General features: G+C 71.0%; 19 protein-coding genes and 1 pseudogene. 18 read left to right on the top strand and 2 right to left on the bottom strand.

What is annotated here, in order from left to right:
- From ACFUJR_RS33915 to ACFUJR_RS33850, 14 genes are all read left to right on the top strand, one after another.
- The coding region (locus ACFUJR_RS33915; RefSeq protein WP_383451058.1) for a peptidoglycan D,D-transpeptidase FtsI family protein at positions 1-1,873 on the top strand (1,873 nt) is incomplete at its 5' end.
- Positions 1,874-1,889: 16 nt separating this feature from the next.
- Entirely contained in the window at positions 1,890-3,566 is a 1,677-nt protein-coding gene (locus ACFUJR_RS33910; protein WP_383172505.1) for a UDP-N-acetylmuramoyl-L-alanyl-D-glutamate--2,6-diaminopimelate ligase, read from the top strand.
- Between the two features lie 3 nt (positions 3,567-3,569).
- The gene (murF, locus tag ACFUJR_RS33905) at positions 3,570-4,994 is read left to right on the top strand and encodes a UDP-N-acetylmuramoyl-tripeptide--D-alanyl-D-alanine ligase (RefSeq protein ID WP_383172506.1); all 1,425 of its coding nucleotides are present in this window, start codon (positions 3,570-3,572) and stop codon (positions 4,992-4,994) included.
- Complete coding sequence (gene mraY, locus ACFUJR_RS33900) at positions 4,991-6,061, top strand: phospho-N-acetylmuramoyl-pentapeptide-transferase (protein ID WP_383172508.1); 1,071 nt, start codon at positions 4,991-4,993, stop codon at positions 6,059-6,061. Before murF ends, mraY begins: the two co-directional genes overlap by 4 nt.
- Positions 6,043-7,575, top strand: coding sequence for a UDP-N-acetylmuramoyl-L-alanine--D-glutamate ligase (gene murD / locus ACFUJR_RS33895; RefSeq protein WP_383172509.1), 1,533 nt, complete (start codon positions 6,043-6,045; stop codon positions 7,573-7,575). The genes mraY and murD overlap by 19 nt, the downstream gene beginning before the upstream one ends.
- 55 nt (positions 7,576-7,630) lie before the next feature.
- Complete coding sequence (ftsW, locus tag ACFUJR_RS33890; protein ID WP_383172510.1) at positions 7,631-8,971, top strand: putative lipid II flippase FtsW; 1,341 nt, start codon at positions 7,631-7,633, stop codon at positions 8,969-8,971.
- 6 nt (positions 8,972-8,977) lie between these two features.
- Positions 8,978-10,063: an undecaprenyldiphospho-muramoylpentapeptide beta-N-acetylglucosaminyltransferase gene (murG, locus tag ACFUJR_RS33885; protein ID WP_383172512.1), complete on the top strand. Its 1,086-nt coding sequence runs from the start codon at positions 8,978-8,980 to the stop codon at positions 10,061-10,063.
- Positions 10,064-10,131: 68 nt separating this feature from the next.
- The gene (locus ACFUJR_RS33880; protein ID WP_383172513.1) at positions 10,132-10,932 is read left to right on the top strand and encodes a cell division protein FtsQ/DivIB; all 801 of its coding nucleotides are present in this window, start codon (positions 10,132-10,134) and stop codon (positions 10,930-10,932) included.
- A 279-nt stretch (positions 10,933-11,211) separates the two neighbouring features.
- Positions 11,212-12,423 carry a cell division protein FtsZ gene (gene ftsZ, locus ACFUJR_RS33875; RefSeq protein WP_383172515.1) on the top strand — a complete coding sequence of 404 codons (1,212 nt, stop codon included), beginning with the start codon at positions 11,212-11,214 and terminating at the stop codon, positions 12,421-12,423.
- The gene (gene pgeF, locus ACFUJR_RS33870; RefSeq protein WP_383172517.1) at positions 12,420-13,163 is read left to right on the top strand and encodes a peptidoglycan editing factor PgeF; all 744 of its coding nucleotides are present in this window, start codon (positions 12,420-12,422) and stop codon (positions 13,161-13,163) included. The genes ftsZ and pgeF overlap by 4 nt, the downstream gene beginning before the upstream one ends.
- Positions 13,150-13,869, top strand: coding sequence for a YggS family pyridoxal phosphate-dependent enzyme (locus ACFUJR_RS33865; RefSeq protein ID WP_383172518.1), 720 nt, complete (start codon positions 13,150-13,152; stop codon positions 13,867-13,869). The genes pgeF and ACFUJR_RS33865 overlap by 14 nt, the downstream gene beginning before the upstream one ends.
- A 124-nt stretch (positions 13,870-13,993) precedes the next feature.
- Positions 13,994-14,614, top strand: coding sequence for a cell division protein SepF (locus ACFUJR_RS33860; protein ID WP_383172519.1), 621 nt, complete (start codon positions 13,994-13,996; stop codon positions 14,612-14,614).
- 77 nt (positions 14,615-14,691) lie between these two features.
- Positions 14,692-14,982: a YggT family protein gene (locus ACFUJR_RS33855; protein ID WP_383172521.1), complete on the top strand. Its 291-nt coding sequence runs from the start codon at positions 14,692-14,694 to the stop codon at positions 14,980-14,982.
- Between the two features lie 55 nt (positions 14,983-15,037).
- Positions 15,038-16,132, top strand: coding sequence for a DivIVA domain-containing protein (locus ACFUJR_RS33850; RefSeq protein ID WP_383172523.1), 1,095 nt, complete (start codon positions 15,038-15,040; stop codon positions 16,130-16,132).
- Between the two features lie 742 nt (positions 16,133-16,874).
- On the opposite strand, the gene ileS is transcribed toward ACFUJR_RS33850, so the two are convergent.
- A complete protein-coding gene (ileS, locus tag ACFUJR_RS33845) occupies positions 16,875-20,042 on the bottom strand; it encodes an isoleucine--tRNA ligase (protein WP_383180188.1) in 3,168 nt (1,055 codons plus the stop codon).
- A 556-nt stretch (positions 20,043-20,598) separates the two neighbouring features.
- Here ileS and ACFUJR_RS33840 point away from each other — a divergent pair.
- The 4 genes from ACFUJR_RS33840 (at position 20,599) to ACFUJR_RS33825 (ending at position 23,605) form a co-directional block, all read left to right on the top strand.
- Positions 20,599-21,537 carry a TraR/DksA family transcriptional regulator gene (locus tag ACFUJR_RS33840; protein ID WP_383180191.1) on the top strand — a complete coding sequence of 313 codons (939 nt, stop codon included), beginning with the start codon at positions 20,599-20,601 and terminating at the stop codon, positions 21,535-21,537.
- A 63-nt stretch (positions 21,538-21,600) separates the two neighbouring features.
- Positions 21,601-22,182, top strand: coding sequence for a signal peptidase II (lspA, locus tag ACFUJR_RS33835; RefSeq protein ID WP_383180194.1), 582 nt, complete (start codon positions 21,601-21,603; stop codon positions 22,180-22,182).
- Positions 22,183-22,199: 17 nt separating this feature from the next.
- Positions 22,200-23,141, top strand: coding sequence for an RluA family pseudouridine synthase (locus ACFUJR_RS33830; RefSeq protein ID WP_383180197.1), 942 nt, complete (start codon positions 22,200-22,202; stop codon positions 23,139-23,141).
- Positions 23,138-23,605 carry a GNAT family N-acetyltransferase gene (locus ACFUJR_RS33825; RefSeq protein WP_383180200.1) on the top strand — a complete coding sequence of 156 codons (468 nt, stop codon included), beginning with the start codon at positions 23,138-23,140 and terminating at the stop codon, positions 23,603-23,605. The genes ACFUJR_RS33830 and ACFUJR_RS33825 overlap by 4 nt, the downstream gene beginning before the upstream one ends.
- Before the next feature lie 7 nt (positions 23,606-23,612).
- On the opposite strand, the pseudogene ACFUJR_RS33820 reads toward ACFUJR_RS33825, so the two are convergent.
- Positions 23,613-23,696, bottom strand: a pseudogene (locus ACFUJR_RS33820) (transposase); the annotation flags it as partial.

Here is a 23,696-nt window from a genome sequence, read left to right as displayed (position 1 = left end):
GCGCAGGCCCGCGCCCCGGCCTCCCGCACGGCCCAAGGCGCGCACCATCCGGCTCGGCAGCCCGAAGCCCCGGCTGCGGCTCGTCTCGCTCGGCCTGACCCTCGTGATGCTGGTGTTCGTCGTCCGCCTGCTCCAGGTGCAGGCCGTCGACGCGAGCGCCCTGGCCGCGAAGGCCGAGGCGCACCGCTACCAGGAGTACACGCTCTCCGCGGAGCGCGGCGAGATCACCGACCGCTCCGGGATCGCGCTGGCCGCCAGCGTCGACGCGTACGACATCACCGCCGACCCCAAGCTCTTCACCCCCGAGGAGAGCAAGGTCCAGGACGCCCCCGAGCAGGCCGCCGCGCTGCTCGCACCGCTCCTGGGCAAGGAGCCCGCGGATCTGGCGAAGAAGCTGCGTACCCCCAAGTCGCGCTACACCCTGCTGGCCCGCAAGCAGACCCCGCAGGTCTGGAACCAGATCAAGGACCTCAAGAAGGTCTACGGGCAGAAGTCCAGGCCCTCCGAGGGCGGCAACGGCGTCAACCTGCTCGGCGGCATCCTGAGCGAGCCCAGCAGCAAGCGCGTGTACCCCAACGGGGAGCTCGCCGCCGGGATACTGGGTTTCGTCAACGCCGAAGGGCGGGGCGCCGGCGGCCTGGAGTCCATGCTCGACAAGGAACTCGCGGGCCAGGAGGGCAAGATCAGGTTCGCCGAGTCCGGCGGCCGCCAGGTGCCCACCGCGGGCTCCCGGGGCACTCCGGCCGTGCCCGGCTCGGACATCGAGCTGACCATCGACCGGGACATCCAGTGGGCCGCCCAGCAGGCCATCACCGAACAGGTGAAGAAGTCCAAGGCCGACCGCGGCTACGTCATAGTGCAGAACACGAGGACCGGCGAGGTCCTGGCCATGGCCAACACCCCCGGCTTCGACCCCAACGACCTCTCCGCGGCCAACGCCGCCTCGATGGGCAACGCGGCCCTCCAGGACGCCTACGAGCCCGGCTCCACCAGCAAGGTCATGTCCATGGCCGCCGTCCTGGAGGAGGGCGTGGCGACGCCCGCCACCCATGTCGTCGTCCCCAACCGGCTTCACCGGGGCGACCGGCTCTTCAAGGACGACATCGACCACCCGACCTGGTACCTGACGCTCAACGGCGTCCTCGCCAAGTCCAGCAACATCGGCACGATCCTGGCCACCGGCCAGCTCGGCGACACCCAGGCCGAGTCCAACCGGGTCCTCCACTCCTACCTGCGCAAGTTCGGCATCGGCAGCCCCACCGGGCTCGGCTACCCCGGCGAGACCCCGGGCATCCTCGCCAAGCCCCAGGACTGGTCGACCTCGCAGCAGTACACGATCCCCTTCGGCCAGGGCCTCTCGGTCAACGCCATGCAGGCCACCTCGGTCTACTCGACCATCGCCAACGGAGGCGTACGGATCGAGCCCACCCTCGTCCGCGGCACCAAGGGACCCGACGGCCGCTTCACGCCCGCGCCCGCGCCGAAGGAGACCCGGGTGGTCAGCGACAAGACCGCCAAGACCCTCGCGCAGATGCTGGAGTCCGTCGTCGGCGACGAGGAGGGCACCGGGACCAAGGCCCGGATCCCCGGCTACCGCGTCGCGGGCAAGACCGGAACCGCCAACCGCGTCGACCCCGAACTCGGCCGCTACAAGGGGTACACCGCCTCGTTCGCGGGCTTCGCGCCGGCCGACGACCCGCAGATCACCGTCTACTGCGCCATCCAGAACCCCACCAAGGGCAGCTACTTCGGCGGCCAGATCTGCGGCCCCATCTACAAGAAGGTCATGGAGTTCGCCCTCAAGACGCTCCATGTGGCCCCGACGGGCAGCGAGCCCGCCCGACTGCCGGTCATGTTCAAGGACAGCGAGTGACACCCCGGGAGTACCAGTGAGCACGATCACCCCAGATTCCGGGAACCGGAAATCGAACTCCGGCGACGCCCCGGCCTCTTTTGGCCCCGCGGCGGGTGGGCCCGGTACGCTCACCGCCGTGCCACACGCTGATCAGTACCGAACCGCCCCGCCCCGCCCGGAGCAGGCCCGCCCGACACCCCTGGGCGACCTGGCCGCCCGGCTCGGGACCGAGACGTCCGGCGACGCCGCCGTCACGGGTATCACCCACGACTCGCGGGCGGTACGGCCCGGCGACGTGTACGCGGCCCTCCCCGGCGCCCGGCTGCACGGCGCCGACTTCGCCGCCCAGGCCGCCGGCCTCGGCGCCGCCGCGATCCTCACCGACCCGGCCGGCGCCGAACGCGCCGCCGCGACCGGCCTGCCGGTCCTGGTCGTGGAGAACCCGCGCGGACGGATGGGCGAGCTCGCCGCCGAGATCTACGGCCGGCCGGGCGAGGACCTCCTCCAGATCGGCATCACCGGCACCTCGGGCAAGACCACCACGGCCTACCTCGTGGAGGGCGGCCTCAAGGCGGCCGGGCGCAGGAGCGGCCTCATCGGCACCGTCGAGATGCGGATCGGCGACGAGCGCATCAAGTCGGAGCGTACGACCCCCGAAGCCACCGACCTCCAGGCCCTGTTCGCCGTGATGCGCGAACGCGGGGTCGACGCGGTCGCGATGGAGGTCTCCAGCCACGCCCTCGTGCTCGGCCGGGTCGACGGCTGCGTCTTCGACGTCGCCGTCTTCAACAACCTCAGCCCGGAGCACATGGAGTTCCACTCCGACATGGAGGACTACTTCGCGGCCAAGGCGCAGCTCTTCACCCCGGAGCGCAGCAGGCGCGGTGTGGTCAACCTCGACGACGCCTACGGCCGCCGGCTCGCCGGGGAGGCCGGCGTCCCGGTCGTCACCTTCTCCGCCGAGGGCCACCCGGACGCCGACTGGCGCGCCGAGGCCGTCGAGATCGGCTCCCACGGCTCCACGTTCACGGTCGTCGGCCCCGAGGGCGAGCGGATCTCCGCCACGGCGCCGCTGCCCGGCCCGTTCAACGTCGCCAACACCCTGGCCGCGATCGTCACCCTGGCCGTCGCCGGGATCGACCCGCAGACCGCTGCCGACGGTGTCGCCGCCGTCCCCGGCGTCCCCGGCCGGCTGGAGCGCGTCGACGCCGGCCAGCCGTACCTCGCGGTCGTCGACTACGCCCACAAGACGGACGCCGTCGAATCGGTCCTGCGCTCGCTGCGCAAGGTCACCGAGGGGAAGGTGCACATCGTCATCGGCTGCGGCGGCGACCGGGACACCACCAAGCGCGGCCCGATGGGCGCCGCGGCGGCCCGCCTCGCCGACACCGCCGTACTGACCTCGGACAACCCCCGTTCCGAGGACCCCCTCGCGATCCTCGCCGCGATGCTCGCCGGCGCCGCCGAGGTGCCCGCCCACGAGCGCGGCGACGTCCTGGTCGACGCCGACCGCGCCGCGGCCATCGCCGCGGCCGTGGCCCGTGCCGAGCCCGGCGACACCGTGCTCGTCGCCGGCAAGGGCCACGAGCAGGGTCAGGACATCGCCGGGGTGGTCCGCCCGTTCGACGACCGCCAGGTCCTGCACGCAGCGCTCGCGGCGCGATGCGCCGATCAGCGGGACGTACGCAGCCTCAAGAACAGTCAGGGATAAGTTGTGATCGCCCTCTCCCTCGCCGAGATCGTCGAAATCGTCGGCGGGCAGTCGTACGACATACCGGATCCGGCCGTCCGGATCACCGGTCCCGTCGTCATCGACTCCCGTGAGGTGAAGCCCGGCAGCCTGTTCGCCGCCTTCGCCGGCGAACAGGTCGACGGCCACGACTACGCGGCCCGCGCCGTCGAGGCGGGCGCGGCAGCCGTGCTGGCCGCCCGCCCCGTCGGCGTACCGGCCATCGTCGTGGACGACGTCCAGGCGGCCCTCGGCGCCCTCGCCCGCGCCGTCGTCGAACGCCTCGGCACCGATGTCGTCGCGCTGACCGGCTCGGCCGGCAAGACCTCCACCAAGGACCTGATCGCCCAGGTCCTCGACCGCCACGCACCCACCGTGTGGACGCCCGGCTCGCTCAACAACGAGATCGGGCTCCCTCTGACGGCGCTGCGCGCGAGCGACGAGACCAGGCACCTGGTCCTCGAAATGGGCGCCCGCGGCATCGGTCACATCCGCTACCTCACCGGACTGACCCCGCCGCGCATCGGACTCGTCCTCAACGTGGGCACCGCCCACATCGGCGAGTTCGGCGGCCGCGAGCAGATCGCCCAGGCGAAGGGCGAACTCGTCGAGGCGCTCCCGCCGGCCGACCGGGGCGGTGTGGCCGTCCTCAACGCCGACGACCCGCTCGTCCGGGCCATGGCCGAACGGACCCGGGCGCGCGTGACGCTCTTCGGAGAGTCGGACGAAGCGGTCGTACGTGCCGAGAATGTCCGCCTCACAGCAAACGGACAGCCCTCTTTCAAGCTTCACACACCCACCGGGTGCAGTGACGTGACCTTGCGCCTGTACGGTGAGCACCACGTGTCGAACGCGCTCGCCGCGGCCGCCGTCGCCCATGAGCTGGGCATGCCCGTCGAGGAGATCGCCACCGCGCTCTCGGAGGCGGGCACCCTGTCGCGCTGGCGCATGGAGGTCACCGAGCGTCCGGACGGCGTGACGATCGTCAACGACGCCTACAACGCGAACCCCGAGTCCATGCGAGCCGCTCTGCGCGCGCTCGCGGCCATGGGTCGGGCCGCACAGGCCCAGGGGGGCCGGACGTGGGCGGTGCTCGGCAAGATGGCCGAGCTCGGAGACGCATCGCTCGCCGAGCACGACGCGGTCGGACGGCTCGCCGTCCGGCTCAACGTCAGCAAGCTCGTGGCAGTAGGGGACAGGGAAGCGTCCTGGCTGCAACTGGGCGCATATAACGAGGGTTCGTGGGGTGAGGAGTCGGTGCACGTGTCCGACGCGCAGGCGGCTGTCGACCTGTTGCGCAGAGAGCTGCGCCCGGGGGACGTCGTCCTTGTGAAGGCTTCTAGGTCTGTCGGTCTTGAGCAGGTCGCCCTGGCACTGCTCGACTCCGAGAGCGAGGTCACGGGCCGATGAGGCAGATCCTCTTCGCGGGAGCCATCGGGCTCTTCCTGACCCTGATCGGCACCCCGCTGCTCATCAAGCTCCTTGCCCGCAAGGGGTACGGACAGTTCATCCGCGACGACGGCCCGCGCGGCCACGCCGGCAAGAAGGGCACGCCCACCATGGGCGGTATCTCCTTCATCCTGGCCACGCTCATCGCGTACGCGCTCGCCAAGGTCATCACCGGTGAGGACCCGACGTACTCGGGTGTGCTCGTCCTCTTCCTGATGACCGGCATGGGCCTCGTCGGCTTCCTCGACGACTACATCAAGATCGTCAAGCAGCGTTCGCTGGGTCTGCGGGCCAAGGCGAAGATGGCCGGCCAGCTGATCGTCGGCATCGCCTTCGCCGTGCTCTCCCTGCAGTTCGCGGACCTGCGCGGGCTCACCCCCGCCTCCACGAAGCTCTCCTTCATCACCGACTTCGGCTGGGCCATCGGGCCGGTGCTGTTCGTGGTCTGGGCGCTCTTCATGATCCTGGCCATGTCCAACGGCGTGAACCTGACGGACGGTCTGGACGGCCTGGCCACCGGCGCGTCGGTGATGGTCTTCGGCGCGTACACGTTCATCGGTCTGTGGCAGTTCCAGGAGTCCTGCGCCAACGCGGTCACCCTGACCAACCCCAACGCCTGCTTCGAGGTCCGCGACCCGCTCGACCTGGCGGTCGTCGCCTCCGCCCTCATGGGTGCCTGCTTCGGCTTCCTGTGGTGGAACACCTCGCCGGCCAAGATCTTCATGGGCGACACCGGCTCGCTGGCCCTCGGCGGCGCGCTCGCCGGTCTCGCCATCTGCTCCCGTACCGAGCTGCTGCTCGCCCTGCTCGGCGGCCTGTTCGTGCTGATCACCATGTCGGTGGTCATCCAGGTCGGCTCGTTCAAGATGACCGGCAAGCGCGTCTTCCGGATGGCCCCGCTCCAGCACCACTTCGAACTCAAGGGGTGGTCGGAGGTCCTGGTCGTCGTCCGGTTCTGGATCATCCAGGGCATGTGCGTGATCGTGGGCCTGGGCCTCTTCTACGCGGGATGGGCATCCGAAAAGTGAGCTGGAACGGCAAGAGGGTCACCGTCGCGGGTCTCGGTGTCTCCGGGATCCCCGCCGCCCGGGCCCTGCATCGCCTGGGGGCCGTCGTGACCGTCGTCAACGACGGCGACGACGAGCGCTCCCGGGCGCAGGCCGAGGAGCTGCGGTCCTGGGCGGCGGCGCACAGCGCCCCGGACAAGGATGGCGGTGGGCGACGGGAAGGCGGGATCACCGTCCGCCTCGGCGACGGCGACACCCTGCCCGAGGGCACCGAGCTGGTCGTCACCGCCCCCGGCTGGCGGCCCGACAAACCGCTCTTCGCGGCCGCCGCCGAGGCGGGCGTGGAGATCTGGGGCGATGTCGAGCTCGCCTGGCGTCTGCGTGGCCACGGGGAGAGCCTGCGCGCAGCGCAGTCCGGCAAGGGCGGCGGTGGGCGACCGGAGGGCGCCGCTCCCTGGCTCGCCGTGACCGGCACCAACGGCAAGACCACGACCGTGCGGATGCTCGCCTCGATCCTCCAGGCCGCCGGGCTGCGGACCGCCGCCGTCGGGAACATCGGGGTCTCGCTCCTCGACGCCGTGCTCGGCGAGGAGACGTACGACGTCCTCGCCGTCGAGCTCTCCAGCTACCAGCTCCACTGGGCCCCGAGCCTGCGGGCCCACTCGGCCGCCGTGCTCAACCTGGCGCCCGACCACCTCGACTGGCACGGCACCATGGAGGCGTACGCCGCCGACAAGGGCCGGATCTACGAGGGCAACACCGTGGCCTGCGTCTACAGCGTGGCCGACAAGGTCACCGAGGACCTGGTCCGCGAGGCGGACGTCGAGGAGGGCTGCCGGGCCATCGGCTTCACCCTCGGCACCCCCGGCCCGTCCCAGCTCGGCGTCGTCGAGGGCATCCTCGTCGACCGGGCCTTCGTCGAGAACCGGCAGAAGCAGGCCCAGGAGCTCGCCGAGGTCGCGGACGTCCAGCCGCCGGCCCCGCACAACATCGCCAACGCGCTCGCCGCGGCCGCTCTCGCCCGCGCCTTCGGCGTCGAGCCGAGGGCCGTACGAGACGGGCTGCGGGCCTTCCGGCCCGACCCGCACCGCATCGAACTGGTCGAGGAGATCCAGGGAGTCGTCTACGTCGACGACTCCAAGGCGACCAACACCCATGCCGCGGAAGCCTCGTTGGCGGCCTACGACCCGATCGTCTGGATCGCCGGCGGCCTCGCCAAGGGCGCGGCCTTCGACGAGATCGTGGCCACGTCGGCGAAGCGTCTTCGCGGGGTCGTCCTCATCGGCGCCGACCGGGCGCTGATCCGCGAAGCCCTGGCGCGACACGCCCCCGAGGTCCCGGTCGTGGACCTCGACCGGACCGACACTGGGGCGATGTCCGCGGCGGTCGAGGAGGCGTCCCGGCTCGCGCGGCCGGGCGACACGGTCCTGCTGGCCCCGGCCTGCGCCTCGATGGACATGTTCGCCGATTACAACAAGCGCGGCGAGGCCTTCGCGGACGCGGTCCGCGCCCTCGCCGTGGCCGGGCGCGACTGACCTGACCAGCAAGGAGGTCCGGCAGCGCCGGGCACGACTGGAGGGGACAGCGACCATGCCGAGCAGAACCGCCGGGACCCGTCGGCCCTCCGCCGTCCGTGGTGGAGGCCGCGTTCCCGCGCCGCCGCGCGCCTCCCGGGCCGGCGGCGCACGGCGGATGTACGAGCAGGCGCGGCGGGCCTGGGACCGGCCGCTCACCGCGTACTACGTCATCCTCGGCGCCGCCCTGCTCATCACCGCGCTCGGCCTGGTGATGGTCTACAGCGCCTCGATGATCACGGCACTCCGGTACGACCTCGTGCCCTCGTACTTCTTCCGCAAGCAGTTCTTCGCCGCCGTCCTCGGCTCGGTGCTTCTCCTGGTGGCCTCCCGGATGCCCGTGAAGCTGCACCGGGCGCTCGCGTACCCGATCCTCGTCGGCGCGGTCTTCCTGATGGTGCTCGTGCAGATCCCGGGGATAGGGCGGTCGGTCGGCGGCAACCAGAACTGGATCTCGCTGGGCGGCCCTTTCATGCTGCAGCCCAGCGAGTTCGGCAAGCTGGCCCTCATCCTGTGGGGCGCCGACCTGCTGGCCCGCAAGCAGGACACGAAACTGCTCACGCAGTGGAAGCACATGCTGGTGCCGCTGGTTCCCGCGGCGTTCCTGCTGCTCGGGCTCATCATGCTCGGCGGGGACATGGGCACGGCGATCGTGCTGACCGCGATCCTCTTCGGGCTGCTGTGGACGGCCGGCGCGCCCACCAGGCTCTTCGTCGGCGTGCTGGCGGTGGCGGGGGCCATCGGATACCTGCTGATCACGACCAGCGACAACCGGCTGAGGCGGTTCGCCTGCATCGGTGCCACCGACCCCGGAGGGGAGGGCGCCCCCTGTCTCCAGGCCGCTCATGGGATCTATGCTCTGGCCTCGGGCGGATGGTTCGGTTCCGGTCTCGGTGCCAGTGTGGAAAAATGGGGCCAACTACCCGAAGCGCACACCGACTTCATCTTCGCCGTCACCGGGGAGGAACTGGGTCTGGCGGGGACGCTGTCGGTACTCGCCCTGTTCGCGGCTCTAGGCTATGCGGGTATCCGCGTGGCCGGACGCACGGAGGACCCCTTCGTGAGGTACGCCGCGGGAGGTGTGACCACGTGGATCACGGCCCAGGCCGTGATCAACGTCGGTGCGGTGCTCGGTCTGCTGCCGATCGCCGGGGTCCCGCTCCCGCTGTTCTCCTACGGAGGGTCGGCCCTGCTGCCGACCATGTTCGCCGTCGGGCTCCTCATCGCCTTCGCGCGACAGGAACCCGCCGCGAAAGCGGCCCTGGCCATGCGGCGCCCCGGCTGGGGTAGGCGGGCCGGGGTGAGATGGAAGTCGATGCGACGGCGCGTCAAGAAGCGTCCGTCCGGAGAGCGGTGAATTTCGGTGCATGTCGTACTCGCCGGTGGGGGGACCGCCGGCCACATCGAGCCCGCGCTCGCCCTCGCGGACGCCCTGCGCAGGCAGGACCCGAGCGTGGGTATCACGGCGCTCGGCACGGAGAAGGGCCTGGAGACCCGACTCGTCCCCGAACGGGGCTACGAGCTGGCGCTCATCCCCGCCGTGCCGCTGCCGCGCAAGCCCACCCCTGAGCTGATCACCGTCCCCGGACGGCTGCGCGGCACCATCAAGGCGGCCGAGCAGGTCCTGGAGCGCACCATGGCGGACTGCGTGGTCGGCTTCGGTGGCTACGTGGCTCTGCCCGGCTATCTCGCGGCCAAGCGCCTCGGAGTGCCGATCGTGGTCCACGAGGCCAACGCCCGGCCGGGCCTCGCCAACAAGATCGGCTCGCGCTACGCGGCCGGGGTCGCCGTCGCCACCCCGGACTCCAAGCTTCGGGGCGCCCGTTACATCGGCATCCCGCTGCGGCACACCATCGCCACCCTCGACCGGGCCCGGGTCCGGCCCGAGGCGCGCGCCGCCTTCGGTCTCGACCCGAACCTGCCGACGCTGCTCGTCTCCGGCGGCTCGCAGGGCGCACGCCGGCTCAACGAGGTCATCCAGCAGATCGCGCCCGTGCTCCAGCGCTCCGGCATCCAGATCCTGCACGCGGTCGGCCCGAAGAACGAGGTGCCGCGTGTCGACAACATGCCCGGGATGCCACCGTACGTCCCGGTACCGTACGTGGACCGGATGGATCTCGCGTACGCGGCGGCGGACATGATGCTCTGCCGCGCGGGCGCGATGACCGTCGCCGAACTCTCCGCCGTCGGGCTGCCCGCCGCGTACGTCCCGCTGCCCATCGGCAACGGCGAACAGCGGCTCAACGCCCAGCCGGTGGTCAAGGCGGGCGGCGGACTGCTGGTCGATGACGCGGAGCTGTCGCCGCAGTGGGTGCAGGGCAACGTCCTGCCCGTACTGTCCGATCCGCACCGGCTGTACGAGATGTCCCGCGCCGCCGCCGAGTTCGGCCGCAGGGACGCCGACGACCTGCTCGTCGGCATGGTGTACGACGCGATCGCCGCGCGCTGAGGCGAGCGCGCCGAAGGGCGCGCGGGGCGCCCGGAGGCGGGTGAGCCTCGAAGGGAAGGAGAGAGGACGTGTCCGGACCGACGACCGCGGAGAAGCGCGGCGCACGCGAGCCGAAGGCGTCGTCGGAACGGCCGGTGGGGACGGGCGCTCGGAACGGTGGATTCCGGGTGCCCGGACCGCGGGTCCTGCTGGTCGCGCTCTCCCTCGTCCTGATCGTGGCCGGCGGAGTCTGGGCGCTCTACGGCTCGTCCTGGCTGCGCGTGGAACGCGTGACGACCTCCGGAACGCGGATCCTGACACCCCGTGAGGTGAAGGCGGTCGCCGCCGTGCCGATCGGATCCCCGCTCGTCTCCGTCGACACCGACGCCATCGAGGCACGACTGCTGCGCGAACTGCCCCGAATCGACACGGTCGAGGTCGCGCGGTCCTGGCCGGATGGAATCGGTCTGAAAGTGACGGAACGGAAGCCGGTTCTGGTGGTGGAAAAGGGCGGAAAGTTCACGGAAGTGGACTCCACCGGAACGCGATTCGCCACCGTGGACAAAGCGCCCCCAGGCGTACCCGAACTCGTCCTGAGGGCCGCCTCCGCGCCGAGCCTGCGCCGCTTCGGCGAGGACCGGCTCCTGCTGGAGGCCGTGGGCGTGACGGGCGAACTCCCCGGGAAAATCGCCCGGGACACTCGTGTCGTCGAGATCACCTCGTACGACTCCATCACTCTGGAGCTCAGTGGCGGCCGTACGGTGTTCTGGGGCAGCGGTGAGGAGGGTGCCGTCAAGGCCCGCGTACTCACCGCCCTGATGAAAGCGACGCCCAAAGCGGGGCACTTCGATGTAAGCGCCCCCACAGCCCCCGCCACCTCGGGGAGTTGACGCCCATTCCCGCTGGCCAGCACCCTGGTTGGCCAGCGCTACGGGTGATCACATAGGGTGAAAAGAAAAACGGGAGGTTCGGCGTGTTCGTTGAACGTGCGCCACGTGTCGACTTAGTGTCCTGTTCGGAAGAGTCCAGCGAACAGAGACACTGGTAACCCTAAACTTCAACGTTAGGGTTTGGGTCGGCGTTTCGGACCGTCCCATCGGCATCCGTCGTCGCAGCGCGACTACCACCGCGAAGCGGCGACACGTAACTCGAGGCGAGAGGCCTTCGACGTGGCAGCACCGCAGAACTACCTCGCAGTCATCAAGGTCATCGGTGTCGGCGGCGGTGGTGTCAATGCCATCAACCGAATGATCGAGGTCGGTCTCAAGGGCGTCGAGTTCATCGCGATCAACACCGACGCGCAAGCGCTGTTGATGAGCGACGCCGACGTCAAGCTCGACGTCGGCCGTGAACTCACCCGTGGCCTCGGGGCCGGGGCGAACCCGGCAGTCGGTCGCAAGGCGGCAGAGGACCACCGTGAGGAGATCGAGGAGGTCCTCAAGGGGGCCGACATGGTCTTCGTCACCGCCGGCGAAGGTGGCGGCACCGGCACCGGCGGCGCACCCGTCGTGGCCAACATCGCGCGCTCGCTCGGCGCCCTGACGATCGGTGTGGTCACCCGGCCGTTCACCTTCGAGGGACGCCGTCGGGCCAACCAGGCGGAGGACGGCATCGCCGAGCTCCGCGAAGAGGTCGACACCCTCATCGTCATCCCGAACGACCGGCTGCTCTCGATCTCGGACCGCCAGGTCTCCGTGCTCGACGCCTTCAAGTCGGCCGACCAGGTGCTGCTGAGCGGTGTGCAGGGCATCACCGACCTCATCACCACCCCGGGTCTGATCAACCTCGACTTCGCCGACGTCAAGTCGGTCATGTCCGAGGCCGGTTCGGCCCTCATGGGCATCGGCTCCGCCCGCGGCGACGACCGCGCGGTCGCGGCGGCCGAGATGGCGATCTCCTCGCCGCTCCTGGAGGCGTCCATCGACGGCGCCCGTGGCGTGCTGCTCTCCATCTCCGGCGGCTCGGACCTCGGTCTCTTCGAGATCAACGAGGCCGCGCAGCTGGTGAGCGAGGCCGCTCACCCCGAGGCCAACATCATCTTCGGTGCCGTCATCGACGACGCCCTGGGCGACGAGGTACGGGTCACGGTCATCGCGGCGGGCTTCGACGGCGGTCAGCCGCCGGCCCGCCGTGACAACATCCTCAGCTCGGCCTCGGCCAAGCGCGAGGAGCCGGCCCCCGCGCCGCGCGCCACCGAGCGCCCGCTCGGCGGTCTCGGCACCGTCGCCCCCCGGGACGAGCCGGCCGCCCCGGCCGAGCCCGCCCCGGCGGCCTCCGCGGAGACCACGCTGCCGCCGGCCGTTCCGCCGGTCGTCCCGCCGGCCCGCCCGTACCCGGACACCCAGGCCGAAGAGCTGGACGTTCCGGACTTCTTGAAGTGATAGAGCAGCTCGAACCCGTGAGCGGCGCGCACTTCGCCTTCACCGACAGGTGGGGCGGGGTGAGCGCCGTTCCGTACGAGGAGCTCAACCTCGGCGGCGCGGTGGGGGACGACCCCGAGGCCGTACGCGTCAACCGGGCCCGGGCGGCCGGGGCGCTGGGGATCGACCCCGGGCGTGTCGTCTGGATGAACCAGGTGCACGGGCCGGATGTCGCGGTGGTCGACGAGCCCTGGGGTGACCGGCCGGTTCCCCGGGTCGACGCGATCGTCACCACCCGGCGCGGACTCCCCCTCGCGGTCCTCACCGCCGACTGCACGCCGGTCCTTCTCGCCGATCCCGTCGCCGGGGTCGTGGCAGCCGCCCACGCCGGGCGGCCCGGGATGGTCGCCGGGGTCGTGCCGGCCGCGGTGAAGGCCATGATCGAACTCGGCGCCGACCCGGCCCGGATCACCGCCCGTACCGGCCCCGCCGTATGCGGGCGCTGCTACGAGGTGCCGGAGGCGATGCGCGCCGAGGTGGCCGCGGTCGAGCCGGCCGCGTTCGCCGAGACGAGCTGGGGTACCCCGGCAGTCGACGTCACCGCCGGGGTCCACGTCCAGTTGGAGCGGCTCGGGATCCGGGACCGGCAGGCCAGCGGGGTCTGCACGCGCGAGTCGGGTGACCACTACTCGTACCGCCGCGATCGCACCACAGGTCGACTCGCGGGATATGTCTGGTTGGACGGATATGACGGACCGTAAGTCGGAACTCGCCGAGAACCTGGCGCGGGTGGAGGAACGTATCTCTGCCGCCTGTGCCTCCGCCGGCCGCATGCGGGAAGACGTGACCCTGATCGTGGTCACCAAGACCTACCCCGCGAGCGATGTGCGCATCCTGCACGAACTCGGTGTACGGGACGTCGCCGAGAACCGCGACCAGGACGCCGCCCCCAAGGCCGCGGCCTGCGCGGATCTGGACCTCCGCTGGCACTTCGTCGGCCAGTTGCAGACGAACAAGGTCCGCTCTGTGACGACTTATGCGGATGTCGTGCAGTCCGTCGACCGTTTGAAGCTGGTCACCGCCCTCGCGGCGGCGGCCGAGAGGTCGGGCCGCGAACTCGGCTGCCTCGTCCAGGTCGCGCTCGACGCCGAGTCGGGCGAGCGCGGCGAGCGGGGCGGCGTGTCGCCGGACGGCGTCGAGGAGTTGGCCGCCGCCGTGGACGCCGCACCCGGGCTGAGGCTCGACGGACTGATGACCGTCGCGCCGCTCGCCGGCCCCTTCGCGGGCCGCCAACGTGCGGCGTTCGACCGCCTGATGGATTTGTCGACTCTCCTGCGCGCGACCCGTCCGGCTGCGAACATGGTGTCCGCGGGGATGAGTGCGGACCTCGAGGACGCTGTGGCGGCCGGAGCGACACATGTGCGCATCGGTACTGCGGTACTGGGTGTCCGCCCCAGGCTCGGGTAACGTCGCCAAGCAAGTCGGACCACAGCAGAAAATATGGTCATTCCCGCCGGTCGGCGGGCAGACCTCGTGGATCACGGGCACTTGGTGACGAGGCCGATCCACCACAGAGCGGAGGACTCAGAGAATGGCCGGCGCGATGCGCAAGATGGCGGTCTACCTCGGCCTCGTGGAGGACGATGGGTACGACGGCCGGGGGTTCGACCCCGACGACGACTTCGAACCCGAGCTGGAACCGGAACCCGAGCGCGAGCGACGCCATCAGCCCCCGCGCCAGGTGGAGCGCGAGGAACCGATGCGTGTGGTGCAGCAGCCCACGCCGCGCGAGCCGGTCGCCCACGCCGCCTCGCTGTCCGCCGAAAGCGGACGTCCGGCTCGAATCGCCCCCGTGGCGTCCATCACACCCGAACGCCCGAGCCTGGAGAAGAACGCACCGGTGATCATGCCCAAGGTCGTGTCCGAGCGGGAGCCGTACCGCATCACCACACTGCACCCGAGGACCTACAACGAAGCCCGTACCATCGGGGAACACTTCCGTGAGGGCACTCCGGTGATCATGAACCTCACGGAGATGGACGACACGGACGCGAAGCGACTTGTCGACTTTGCCGCCGGACTCGTCTTCGGGCTCCATGGCAGCATTGAGCGCGTGACGCAGAAGGTGTTCCTGTTGTCGCCTGCTAACGTCGATGTCACGGCGGAGGACAAGGCCCGGATCGCAGAGGGCGGATTCTTCAACCAGAGCTGAGAAAACGAAGACCGGAACGGCCGGCCGCAGGGCCGGGCAAGTGAGAGCACGAGAGCCAGGGGAGAGGGAAGCGCGGGATGGGCGTCGCACTACAAGTGGTCTACATCGCTCTGATGTGCTTCCTCATCGTGCTGATCTTCCGGTTGGTCATGGACTACGTCTTTCAGTTCGCACGTTCATGGCAACCCGGTAAGGCGATGGTGGTCGTTCTGGAGGCCACCTACACTGTCACCGATCCACCGCTCAAGCTTCTGCGGCGGGTCATCCCGCCGTTGCGTCTCGGGGGCGTGGCACTTGACCTGTCCTTCTTCGTTCTGATGATCATCGTCTACATCCTGATCTCCATCGTGAGCGGCTTCGCGAGGTGAATGTGGACGATACGGTCTTGCCGACTGCCGACGACTACGTAGAGGTGAAGAAGAGATGCCGCTGACCCCCGAGGACGTGCGGAACAAGCAGTTCACGACCGTCCGCCTTCGAGAAGGCTATGACGAGGACGAGGTCGATGCCTTCCTCGACGAGGTCGAAGCCGAACTGACCCGCCTGCTCCGCGAGAACGAGGACCTGCGGGCCAAGCTGGCCGCGGCGACGCGTGCCGCTGCGCAGAACCAGCAGCAGCAGGGTATGCGCAAGCCCCCGGAGCAGCAGGATCGTCCCGTCGGTCCCGGCGCCCCGGTGCCCGCCGCCATATCCGGACCGCCCGTCCAGCAGCAGCCCCCGCAGATGGGGCCGCCGCAGTTGCCGTCCGGTGCGCCTCAGCTTCCCGCCGGTCCCGGTGGCCACGGCCCCGGCCCGATGCAGGGTGGCCCGATGGGCCCCGGCCCGATGCAGGGCGGCCCGATGGGTCAGCCGATGGGCGGCCCCATGGGGCACCCCCAGCAGCAGATGCAGCAGCCGATGCAGCAGCCCCAGCAGGGCCCTGGTGGCGACAGCGCCGCCCGTGTCCTCTCGCTGGCCCAGCAGACGGCCGACCAGGCGATCGCAGAGGCCCGTTCCGAGGCCAACAAGATCGTCGGCGAGGCGCGCTCGCGCGCCGAGGGCTTGGAGCGGGACGCCCGCGCCAAGGCCGACGCGCTGGAGCGGGACGCGCAGGAGAAGCACCGCGTCGCGATGGGCTCGCTGGAGTCCGCTCGCGCGACGCTGGAGCGCAAGGTCGAGGACCTGCGCGGCTTCGAGCGCGAGTACCGCACGCGTCTGAAGTCGTACCTGGAGTCGCAGCTGCGCCAGCTGGAGACCCAGGCGGACGACTCGCTGGCTCCGCCGCGGACGCCCGCCACGGCCTCCCTGCCGCCGTCGCCCTCGATGGCCTCGGCGGGTGCGGGTGCGCCGTCGTACGGCGGCAACGGCTCGATGGGCGGCCCCCCGTCCATGGGCGGTGCCCCGTCCTACGGTGGCCAGCAGCAGATGTCGCCGGCGATGACCCAGCCGATGGCTCCGGTCCGTCCGCAGGCGCCGCAGCCGATGCAGCAGGCGCCGGCGCCGATGCGTGGCTTCCTGATCGACGAGGACGACAACTGACGGCGGCGGTTCGCGCGGTGAGCGCGTAGCCGTCGGCAGGCTGAAGGCCGGGCCCCTGGGAAACCAGGGGCCCGGCCTTTTTGCGTGGGTGGGGCCGCCTGCGGCGGGCTCCTTCCCCGGGCCCGGGGCTCCGCCCCGGACCGGGTGGCCGCGGAGGGGAGTCCGCCCCGTGCCCCCTGCCCTCGTGGGCCCGTGCCCTCGTGGGCCCGTGCCCCGCCCCCGTGCCCTCGTGCTCCCGCGGGCCCCGTGCCCTCGTGGGCCCGTGCCTGCCCCGTGCTCCCGTGGGCGCGTGCCTGCCCCGTGATCCCGTGGGCGCGTGCCTGCCCCGTGCTCCCGTGGGCGCGTGCCTGCCCCGTGATCCCGTGGGCCGACAACTCCGCGCAGGCTGGGGGGGTTTAGGGGGGCCGGGGCCCGGTGGGGCCGGCTGCGTCGGGGGAGGGCGGCTGCTTTGCGCGAGCGGGGTGGCTTCGGGCCGGGGCCCGGTGGGACCGGCCGCGTCGGGGGAGGGCGGCTCCGGGGCCGTGCCCGTGTGGGTCGGCGGCTTCGCGCCGAAGGCTCCCGCGCCCACCCGAACCGGGGCGGGGATCGCTGTGGGGCTCGGCCCCCACGGCCTTGGGGGAGCGGCAGCTTCGCGCCGCCTGCGGGGGCGGGAGGCCCCCGTCTCGTCAGAATGTCGGGGAGGGGTGGGGGGAACGGAGAAGCCCGGCCCCCACGCGGGGGCCGGGCCGCTCGTCGTCGCCGGTTACGCCTTGCGGAGGCTGAAGGTCAGGGACAGGCCTTCGTCGGTGAACGGCGGGCCGAACGTGGTGTCCGGGGTGGTGGTCGCGAAGTCCGTCGCCAGGACCTCGTCCGCGATCAGCTCCGCGTGGGCCGTCAGGGCCTCCGTCGTCTCGGGGGACTCCGACGCCCAGCGCAGGGCGATCCGGTCCGCCACGTCCAGGCCGCTGTTCTTGCGGGCCTCCTGGATCAAGCGGATCGCGTCCCGGGCCAGGCCCGCCTTCCGCAGCTCCGGGGTGATCTCGAGGTCCAGGGCGACCGTCGCGCCCGCGTCCGAGGCGACCGACCAGCCTTCACGGGGCGTCTCCGTGATGATGATCTCCTCGGGGGTGACGAAGATCGTCTCGCCGTTCACCTCCAGCGTCGCCTCGCCCGCCTGGCGCAGCGCCAGCGACAGCTCCGCCGCGTCCGCCGCCGCGACCGCCTTCGCCACGTCCTGGACGCCCTTGCCGAAGCGCTTGCCCAGCGCGCGGAAGTTCGCCTTCGCCGACGTGTCGACCAGCGAGCCGCCGACCTCGGAGAGGGAGGCCACGGACGTGACGTTCAGCTCCTCCGTGATCTGGGCCCGCAGCTCCGGGGAGAGGTCGGTGAAGCCCGTCGCCGCGACCAGGGCCCGGGAGAGCGGCTGGCGGGTCTTCACGCCCGACTCCGCCCGCGTCGCCCGGCCCAGCTCGACCAGGCGGCGGACCAGCGTCATCTGCGTGGAGAGTGTCGGGTCGACCAACGCCTGGTCCGGCTCCGGCCACGTCGCGAGGTGGACCGACTCCGGGGCGTCCGGGGTCACGGGGACCACCAGGTCCTGCCAGACCCGCTCCGTGATGAAGGGGGTCAGCGGGGCCATCAGGCGCGTGACCGTCTCCACCACGTCGTGCAGGGTGCGCAGCGCCGCCTTGTCGCCCTGCCAGAACCGGCGGCGCGAGCGCCGCACGTACCAGTTCGACAGGTCGTCCACGAACGCGGAGATCAGCTTGCCCGCCCGCTGCGTGTCGTACGACTCCAGCGCCTGCGTGACTTCGGAGACCAGCGTGTTCAGCTCGGACAGGAGCCACTTGTCCAGGACCGAGCGCTCCGCCGGCGCAGGGTCGGACGCGCTCGGCGCCCAGCCGGACGTACGGGCGTACAGCGCCTGGAAGGCGACCGTGTTCCAGTAGGTGAGGAGGGTCTTCCGCACCACCTCCTGGATCGTGCCGTGGCCGACCCGGCGCGCCGCCCACGGGGAGCCACCGGCCGCCATGAACCAGCGGACCGCGTCCGCGCCGTGCTGGTCCATCAGCGGGATCGGCTGCAGGATGTTGCCCAGGTGCTTGGACATCTTGCGGCCGTCCTCGGCGAGGATGTGGCCCAGGCAGACCACGTTCTCGTACGACGACCTGTCGAAGACCAGCGTGCCGACCGCCATCAGCGTGTAGAACCACCCACGCGTCTGGTCGATGGCCTCGGAGATGAACTGCGCAGGGTACCGGGACTCGAAGAGTTCCTTGTTCTTGTACGGGTAGCCCCACTGCGCGAACGGCATCGAGCCCGAGTCGTACCAGGCGTCGATGACCTCCGGCACGCGCGTCGCCGTCTTCGAGCAGCTCGGGCAGGGGAAGGTCACCGCGTCGATGTACGGGCGGTGCGGGTCGAGCTCGGACTGGTCCGAGCCCGTCAGCTCGGTCAGCTCGGCGCGCGAGCCCACGCACGTCAGATGGCCGTCCTCGCAGCGCCACAGCGGCAGCGGCGTGCCCCAGTAGCGGCTGCGGGAGAGCGCCCAGTCGATGTTGTTGTTCAGCCAGTCGCCGAAGCGGCCGTGCTTGACCGAGTCGGGGAACCAGTTCGTCTTCTCGTTCTCCTCGAGAAGGCGGTCCTTCACGGCGGTCGTACGGATGTACCAGGACGGCTGCGCGTAGTAGAGCAGCGCCGTGTGGCAGCGCCAGCAGTGCGGGTAGCTGTGCTCGTACGGGATGTGCTTGAAGAGCAGGCCGCGCGCGTCCAGGTCGGCGGTCAGCTGCTCGTCGGCCTTCTTGAAGAAGACACCGCCGACCAGCGGCACGTCCTCCTCGAAGGTGCCGTCGGGGCGGACCGGGTTCACGACCGGCAGGCCGTAGGCGCGGCAGACCTTGAGGTCGTCCTCACCGAAGGCGGGGGACTGGTGGACCAGACCCGTGCCGTCCTCGGTCGTGACGTACTCCGCGTTGACGACGTAGTGCGCCCCGGACGGGCCGCGCTCGTTGCTTCCCTCGCCGGCGCTCGGGAAGTCGACCAGCTCGAAGGGGCGCTGGTACGTCCAGCGCTCCATCTCCGCGCCCGTGAAGGACTCGCCCGTGGTGACCCAGCCCTCGCCGAGCGCCTTCTCGACCAGCGGCGCGGCGACGACGAGCTTCTCCTCGCCGTCGGTCGCGACGACGTACGTGACCTCGGGGTGCGCGGCGACCGCCGTGTTGGAGACCAGGGTCCACGGGGTCGTCGTCCAGACCAGGAGCGCCGCCTGGCCGGCCAGCGGGCCGGAGGTCAGCGGGAAGCGGACGAAGACGGAGGGGTCGACGACCGTCTCGTACCCCTGCGCCAGCTCGTGGTCCGACAGGCCGGTGCCGCAGCGCGGGCACCAGGGGGCGACGCGGTGGTCCTGGACGAGCAGGCCCTTGTCGAAGATCTGCTTGAGCGACCACCAGACCGACTCGATGTACTCGGGGTCCATCGTCCGGTACGCGTCGTCCAGGTCGACCCAGTAGCCCATGCGCGTCGTGAGTTCGGCGAAGGCGTCGGTGTGGCGGGTCACGGACTCGCGGCACTTGTCGTTGAACGCGGCGATGCCGTATTCCTCGATGTCCTTCTTGCCGGCGAAGCCGAGCTCCTTCTCGACGGCGAGCTCGACCGGGAGGCCGTGGCAGTCCCAGCCGGCCTTGCGGGCCACGTGGTAGCCGCGCATGGTCCGGAAGCGGGGGAAGACGTCCTTGAAGACGCGGGCCTCGATGTGGTGGGCGCCGGGCATGCCGTTGGCGGTCGGCGGGCCCTCGTAGAACACCCACTCGGGGCGGCCCTCGGACTGCTCCAGGGTCTTGGCGAAGACCTTGCTCTCGCGCCAGAAATCGAGCACGGCGTGCTCGAGCGCGGGCAGGTCGACCTGGGCGGGCACCTGGCGGTACTGCGTCATCGATCTTCCTCCGGCGGACTGCTTCGTTTCCGTCCGGAGGGACGAGAGCGCCGTGCTGCGCGGCTCCCGCGGTACCACCCTCCTTGGCCCCGGACGTGCGTCGCCCGTGGCCCCCTCATTGGGGTCGCGATGCCGGTTCTAGTCGCCTGACGGCTTTCTTCCGGCGGCTCCGGGGTGATGCTTCACATCGGGCTCGCCCCCGGGCTCTCACCGTCCCCGGGTCGCTCATGGCTGCGTACGACGCTACTCGTCCCCATCCAAGCCTTTCGCTCAGCCCAGTGTACGGGGCCGGAAGCCGCACGGCGGACCGCTTTTCCGGCGGCGCGCGGGGCGACCGCGCATGACCCGAATGGCCATACGGCCGTGGCCGGACTTCACCGGCCCCCGCGGGGCGGATTACGGGGCGGAGAGCTGGGCACAACGGATGCAGACTCGCCTTGCCGGTGGCATGGGGCGGGTGCGAACGGCGGCGTGCCCCGTTGCCGCGGGCCTTGGGCCGATTTATCGTCCCAGCACGATTCGCGAGCAAGATCACAAAATGTGAAGGGGCCGCGACATGGTGGCGAAGAAGACCGCCGCGAAGAAGACCTCGACCGCCGGATCCACCGGTGTGGACGGGGCGGCCAAGGACGTCACCGGCAAGAAGTCGACGGTCGCGAAGAAGGCGGCAGCGAAGAAGGCCCCGGCGCGCAGGACGACGACGAAGAGCACGGCGAAGACCACGGCGCAGAGCGAGAGCGGGGTGACGGCAGAGCCGGCGGCCGAGAAGACAGCCGAGAGGACCGCCGAGAAGTCGACCAAGGCCGACGCCTCCGCCAGGAAGAGCTCCGCCAGGAAGACCCCGGCCGAGAAGGCGGCCGCCACGAAGGCTCCGCCGACGAGGAAGGCCTCGGCGGCCGAGAAGGCCCCGGCCGCCGGCAAGGCGGTCGCGAAGAAGACCGCGGCCAAGAAGACCGCGGCCAAGAAGACCGCAGCCAAGAAGAAGGCCGCATCCGCGGCGCACGTGAAGCAGACAGGAGCCGCGACAGTGGCAGCTAAGAAGACCGCGGGTGGCGTCACGACGGCAGAGGGCGAGGCCGCGGTCCCTCCGGCGCGCGCCGGTGAGCTCGCCGTACGCCCCGGTGAGGACCCCTGGACGCCCGCGGAGGTCGCGGAGGCCCGGGCCGGGCTCGAGAGCGAGGTTCTCCGCCTCCGGGCCGAGCTGCTCCACTCCCGGGAGGAGCTGACCGGCCTCATGCGGGACTCCGGCGACGGCGCCGGAGACGACCAGGCCGACACCGGCACCAAGAACATCACCCGCGAGCACGAGCTCGCCCTGGCCGCCAACGCCCGCGAGATGCTGGAACAGTCCGAGCACGCCCTGGAGCGCCTCGACGCGGGCACGTACGGCCTCTGCGAGGTGTGCGGCAAGCCGATCGGCAAGGCGCGCATGCAGGCGTTCCCGCGGGCCACTCTCTGTGTCGAGGACAAGCAGAAGCAGGAGCGCCGCGGCTGACGGGCCCGAAGGGGTGTGCCGTACCCTCGTGCACAGTCAGGGCACCTAGGTTGAGGGACTCACGTGGCAGAGGCGGAGCGCATCATCGGTACGCCGGATTCAGACGCGGACGGCTCGGGCGGCGAGGCCGCGGCCCCGGCCGCGGACGAGCAGCCGAAGGGCCGGCGCAAGATCGTCGCGCTGCTGGCCGTGGCGCTCGTCGCGTACCTGCTCGACCTCGGAAGCAAGATGCTCGTGGTCGCCAAGCTGGAGGGCCACGAGCCGATCCAGGTGATCGGCGACGTGCTGAGGTTCGAGGCGATCCGGAACCCGGGCGCCGCCTTCGGCATGGGTGAGGCCTTCACGATCATCTTCACCTTCATCGCGGCCGCCGTGATCGTCGTGATCATCCGGCTGGCGCGCAAGCTCTACAGCACGTGGTGGGCGATCGCGCTCGGTCTGCTGCTCGGCGGTGCGCTGGGCAATCTGACCGACCGGATCTTCCGCTCGCCGGGCGTCTTCGAGGGCGCGGTCGTGGACTTCATCGCGCCCGCGCACTTCGCCGTCTTCAACCTCGCGGACTCGGCGATCGTCTGCGGCGGCTTCCTGATCGTCATCCTGTCGTTCCGGGGCCTGGACCCCGACGGCACCGTCCACAAGGACTGACAAGGCATACTCGACGGGTGAGTACGAGTTCCGAGATCCGCACCCTGCCCGTTCCCGATGGCCTGGAGGGCGAGCGCGTCGACGCCGCCATCGCCCGGATGTTCGGGTTCTCCCGTACGAAGGCGGCGGAGCTGGCCGCCTCCGGCAAGGTCCAGGTCGACGGCGCCGTCGTCGGCAAATCCGAGCGGGTCAGCGGCGGCGCGTGGCTCGAGGTCGAGATGCCCGGGGCCCCGGCGCCGGTGCAGATCGTGGCCGAGCCCGTCGAGGGCATGGAGATCATCCACGACGACGACGACATCGTCGTGATCATGAAGCCGATCGGGGTCGCCGCGCACCCGAGCCCCGGCTGGACCGGGACGACGGTCATCGGCGGCCTCGCCGCCGCCGGGTACCGCATCTCCACCTCCGGCGCCGCCGAGCGCCAGGGGATCGTGCACCGCCTCGACGTCGGTACGTCGGGACTCATGGTCGTCGCCAAGTCCGAGCGGGCGTACACGCTGCTCAAGGCGCAGTTCAAGGAGCGGGTCGTCGACAAGCGCTACCACGCGCTGGTCCAGGGGCACCCGGACCCGATGAGCGGCACGATCGACGCCCCGATCGGGCGCCACCCCCAGCACGACTACAAGTGGGCCGTCACCGCCGAGGGCAAGCCCTCGGTGACGCACTACGACCTGATCGAGGCGTACCGCGCGGCCTCGCTGCTCGACATCAAGCTGGAGACCGGCCGTACGCACCAGATCCGCGTGCACATGTCGGCACACCGCCACCCCTGCGTCGGCGACCTCACCTACGGCGCGGACCCGACGATGGCCAAGCGGCTCGGGCTGACGCGTCAGTGGCTGCACGCCGTACGCCTCGGCTTCGAGCACCCGTCGGACGGGCGCTGGGTGGAGTTCGAGAGCACGTACCCGGCGGACCTGCAGAACGCCCTGGACCGGATCGCGGCGGAGAGCGCGTGAGCACGGGATACGAGGTCCGCGAGGCGACAGGACCGGAGGACCGGGAGGCCTGCTTCACGGTCCGCCGCGAGGTCTTCGTCGTCGAGCAGAACGTGCCGCAGGAGATCGAGTACGACCGCTACGACGAGACCGCCGTCCACGTCCTCGCCGTGCGCGAGGACGGGCTGCCGCTGGGCACCGGCCGGCTGCTGCACGGCGCCGACGCGCTGGGCAAGACCGGCTCGGACACCTCGGTCGGCTCGCTCGGCCGTCTGGCCGTCTCCCGGGCCGCGCGCGGTCTCGGGGTCGGTGCGGCGCTGGTCCGCGCGATCGAGGACGCGGCGCGCGAGCGCGGCCTCACGGCCGTCGACCTGCACGCCCAGACCCATGCGCTCGGCTTCTACGAGCGTCTCGGCTACGAGGTGTACGGCCCCGAGTTCCCGGACGCGGGCATCCCGCACCGCGCGATGCGGCGGGCGCTCTAGTGCCGCATCAGGCAACGTTCGCCCTGTCGACGACGGCGCGTAGGTGCCGGTCGTCGGCGTGGCGGTTTCGCCAGATGATGTAGCGGCGGAT

Origin of the sequence: Streptomyces sp. NPDC057271, assembly GCF_042668715.1 — a bacterium.
In the GTDB taxonomy this organism is placed as follows: Bacteria; Actinomycetota; Actinomycetes; order Streptomycetales; family Streptomycetaceae; genus Streptomyces.
Note: the sequence above shows the minus strand (reverse complement) of the source record. Positions and strands in the feature narration are given on the sequence as shown.

Excerpts from the sequence above, each read along its gene's own strand:
- ACFUJR_RS33855 (WP_383172521.1), top strand. The coding sequence starts at position 14,692 with ATGGGCGTCGCACTACAAGTGGTCTACATCGCTCTGATGTGCTTCCTC.
- ACFUJR_RS33865 (WP_383172518.1), top strand. The coding sequence starts at position 13,150 with ATGACGGACCGTAAGTCGGAACTCGCCGAGAACCTGGCGCGGGTGGAG.
- murD (WP_383172509.1), top strand. The coding sequence starts at position 6,043 with ATGGGCATCCGAAAAGTGAGCTGGAACGGCAAGAGGGTCACCGTCGCG.
- ACFUJR_RS33850 (WP_383172523.1), top strand. The coding sequence starts at position 15,038 with ATGCCGCTGACCCCCGAGGACGTGCGGAACAAGCAGTTCACGACCGTC.
- ACFUJR_RS33840 (WP_383180191.1), top strand. The coding sequence starts at position 20,599 with ATGGTGGCGAAGAAGACCGCCGCGAAGAAGACCTCGACCGCCGGATCC.
- ftsW (WP_383172510.1), top strand. The coding sequence starts at position 7,631 with ATGCCGAGCAGAACCGCCGGGACCCGTCGGCCCTCCGCCGTCCGTGGT.
- ACFUJR_RS33860 (WP_383172519.1), top strand. The coding sequence starts at position 13,994 with ATGGCCGGCGCGATGCGCAAGATGGCGGTCTACCTCGGCCTCGTGGAG.
- mraY (WP_383172508.1), top strand. The coding sequence starts at position 4,991 with ATGAGGCAGATCCTCTTCGCGGGAGCCATCGGGCTCTTCCTGACCCTG.
- ileS (WP_383180188.1), bottom strand. The coding sequence starts at position 20,042 with ATGACGCAGTACCGCCAGGTGCCCGCCCAGGTCGACCTGCCCGCGCTC.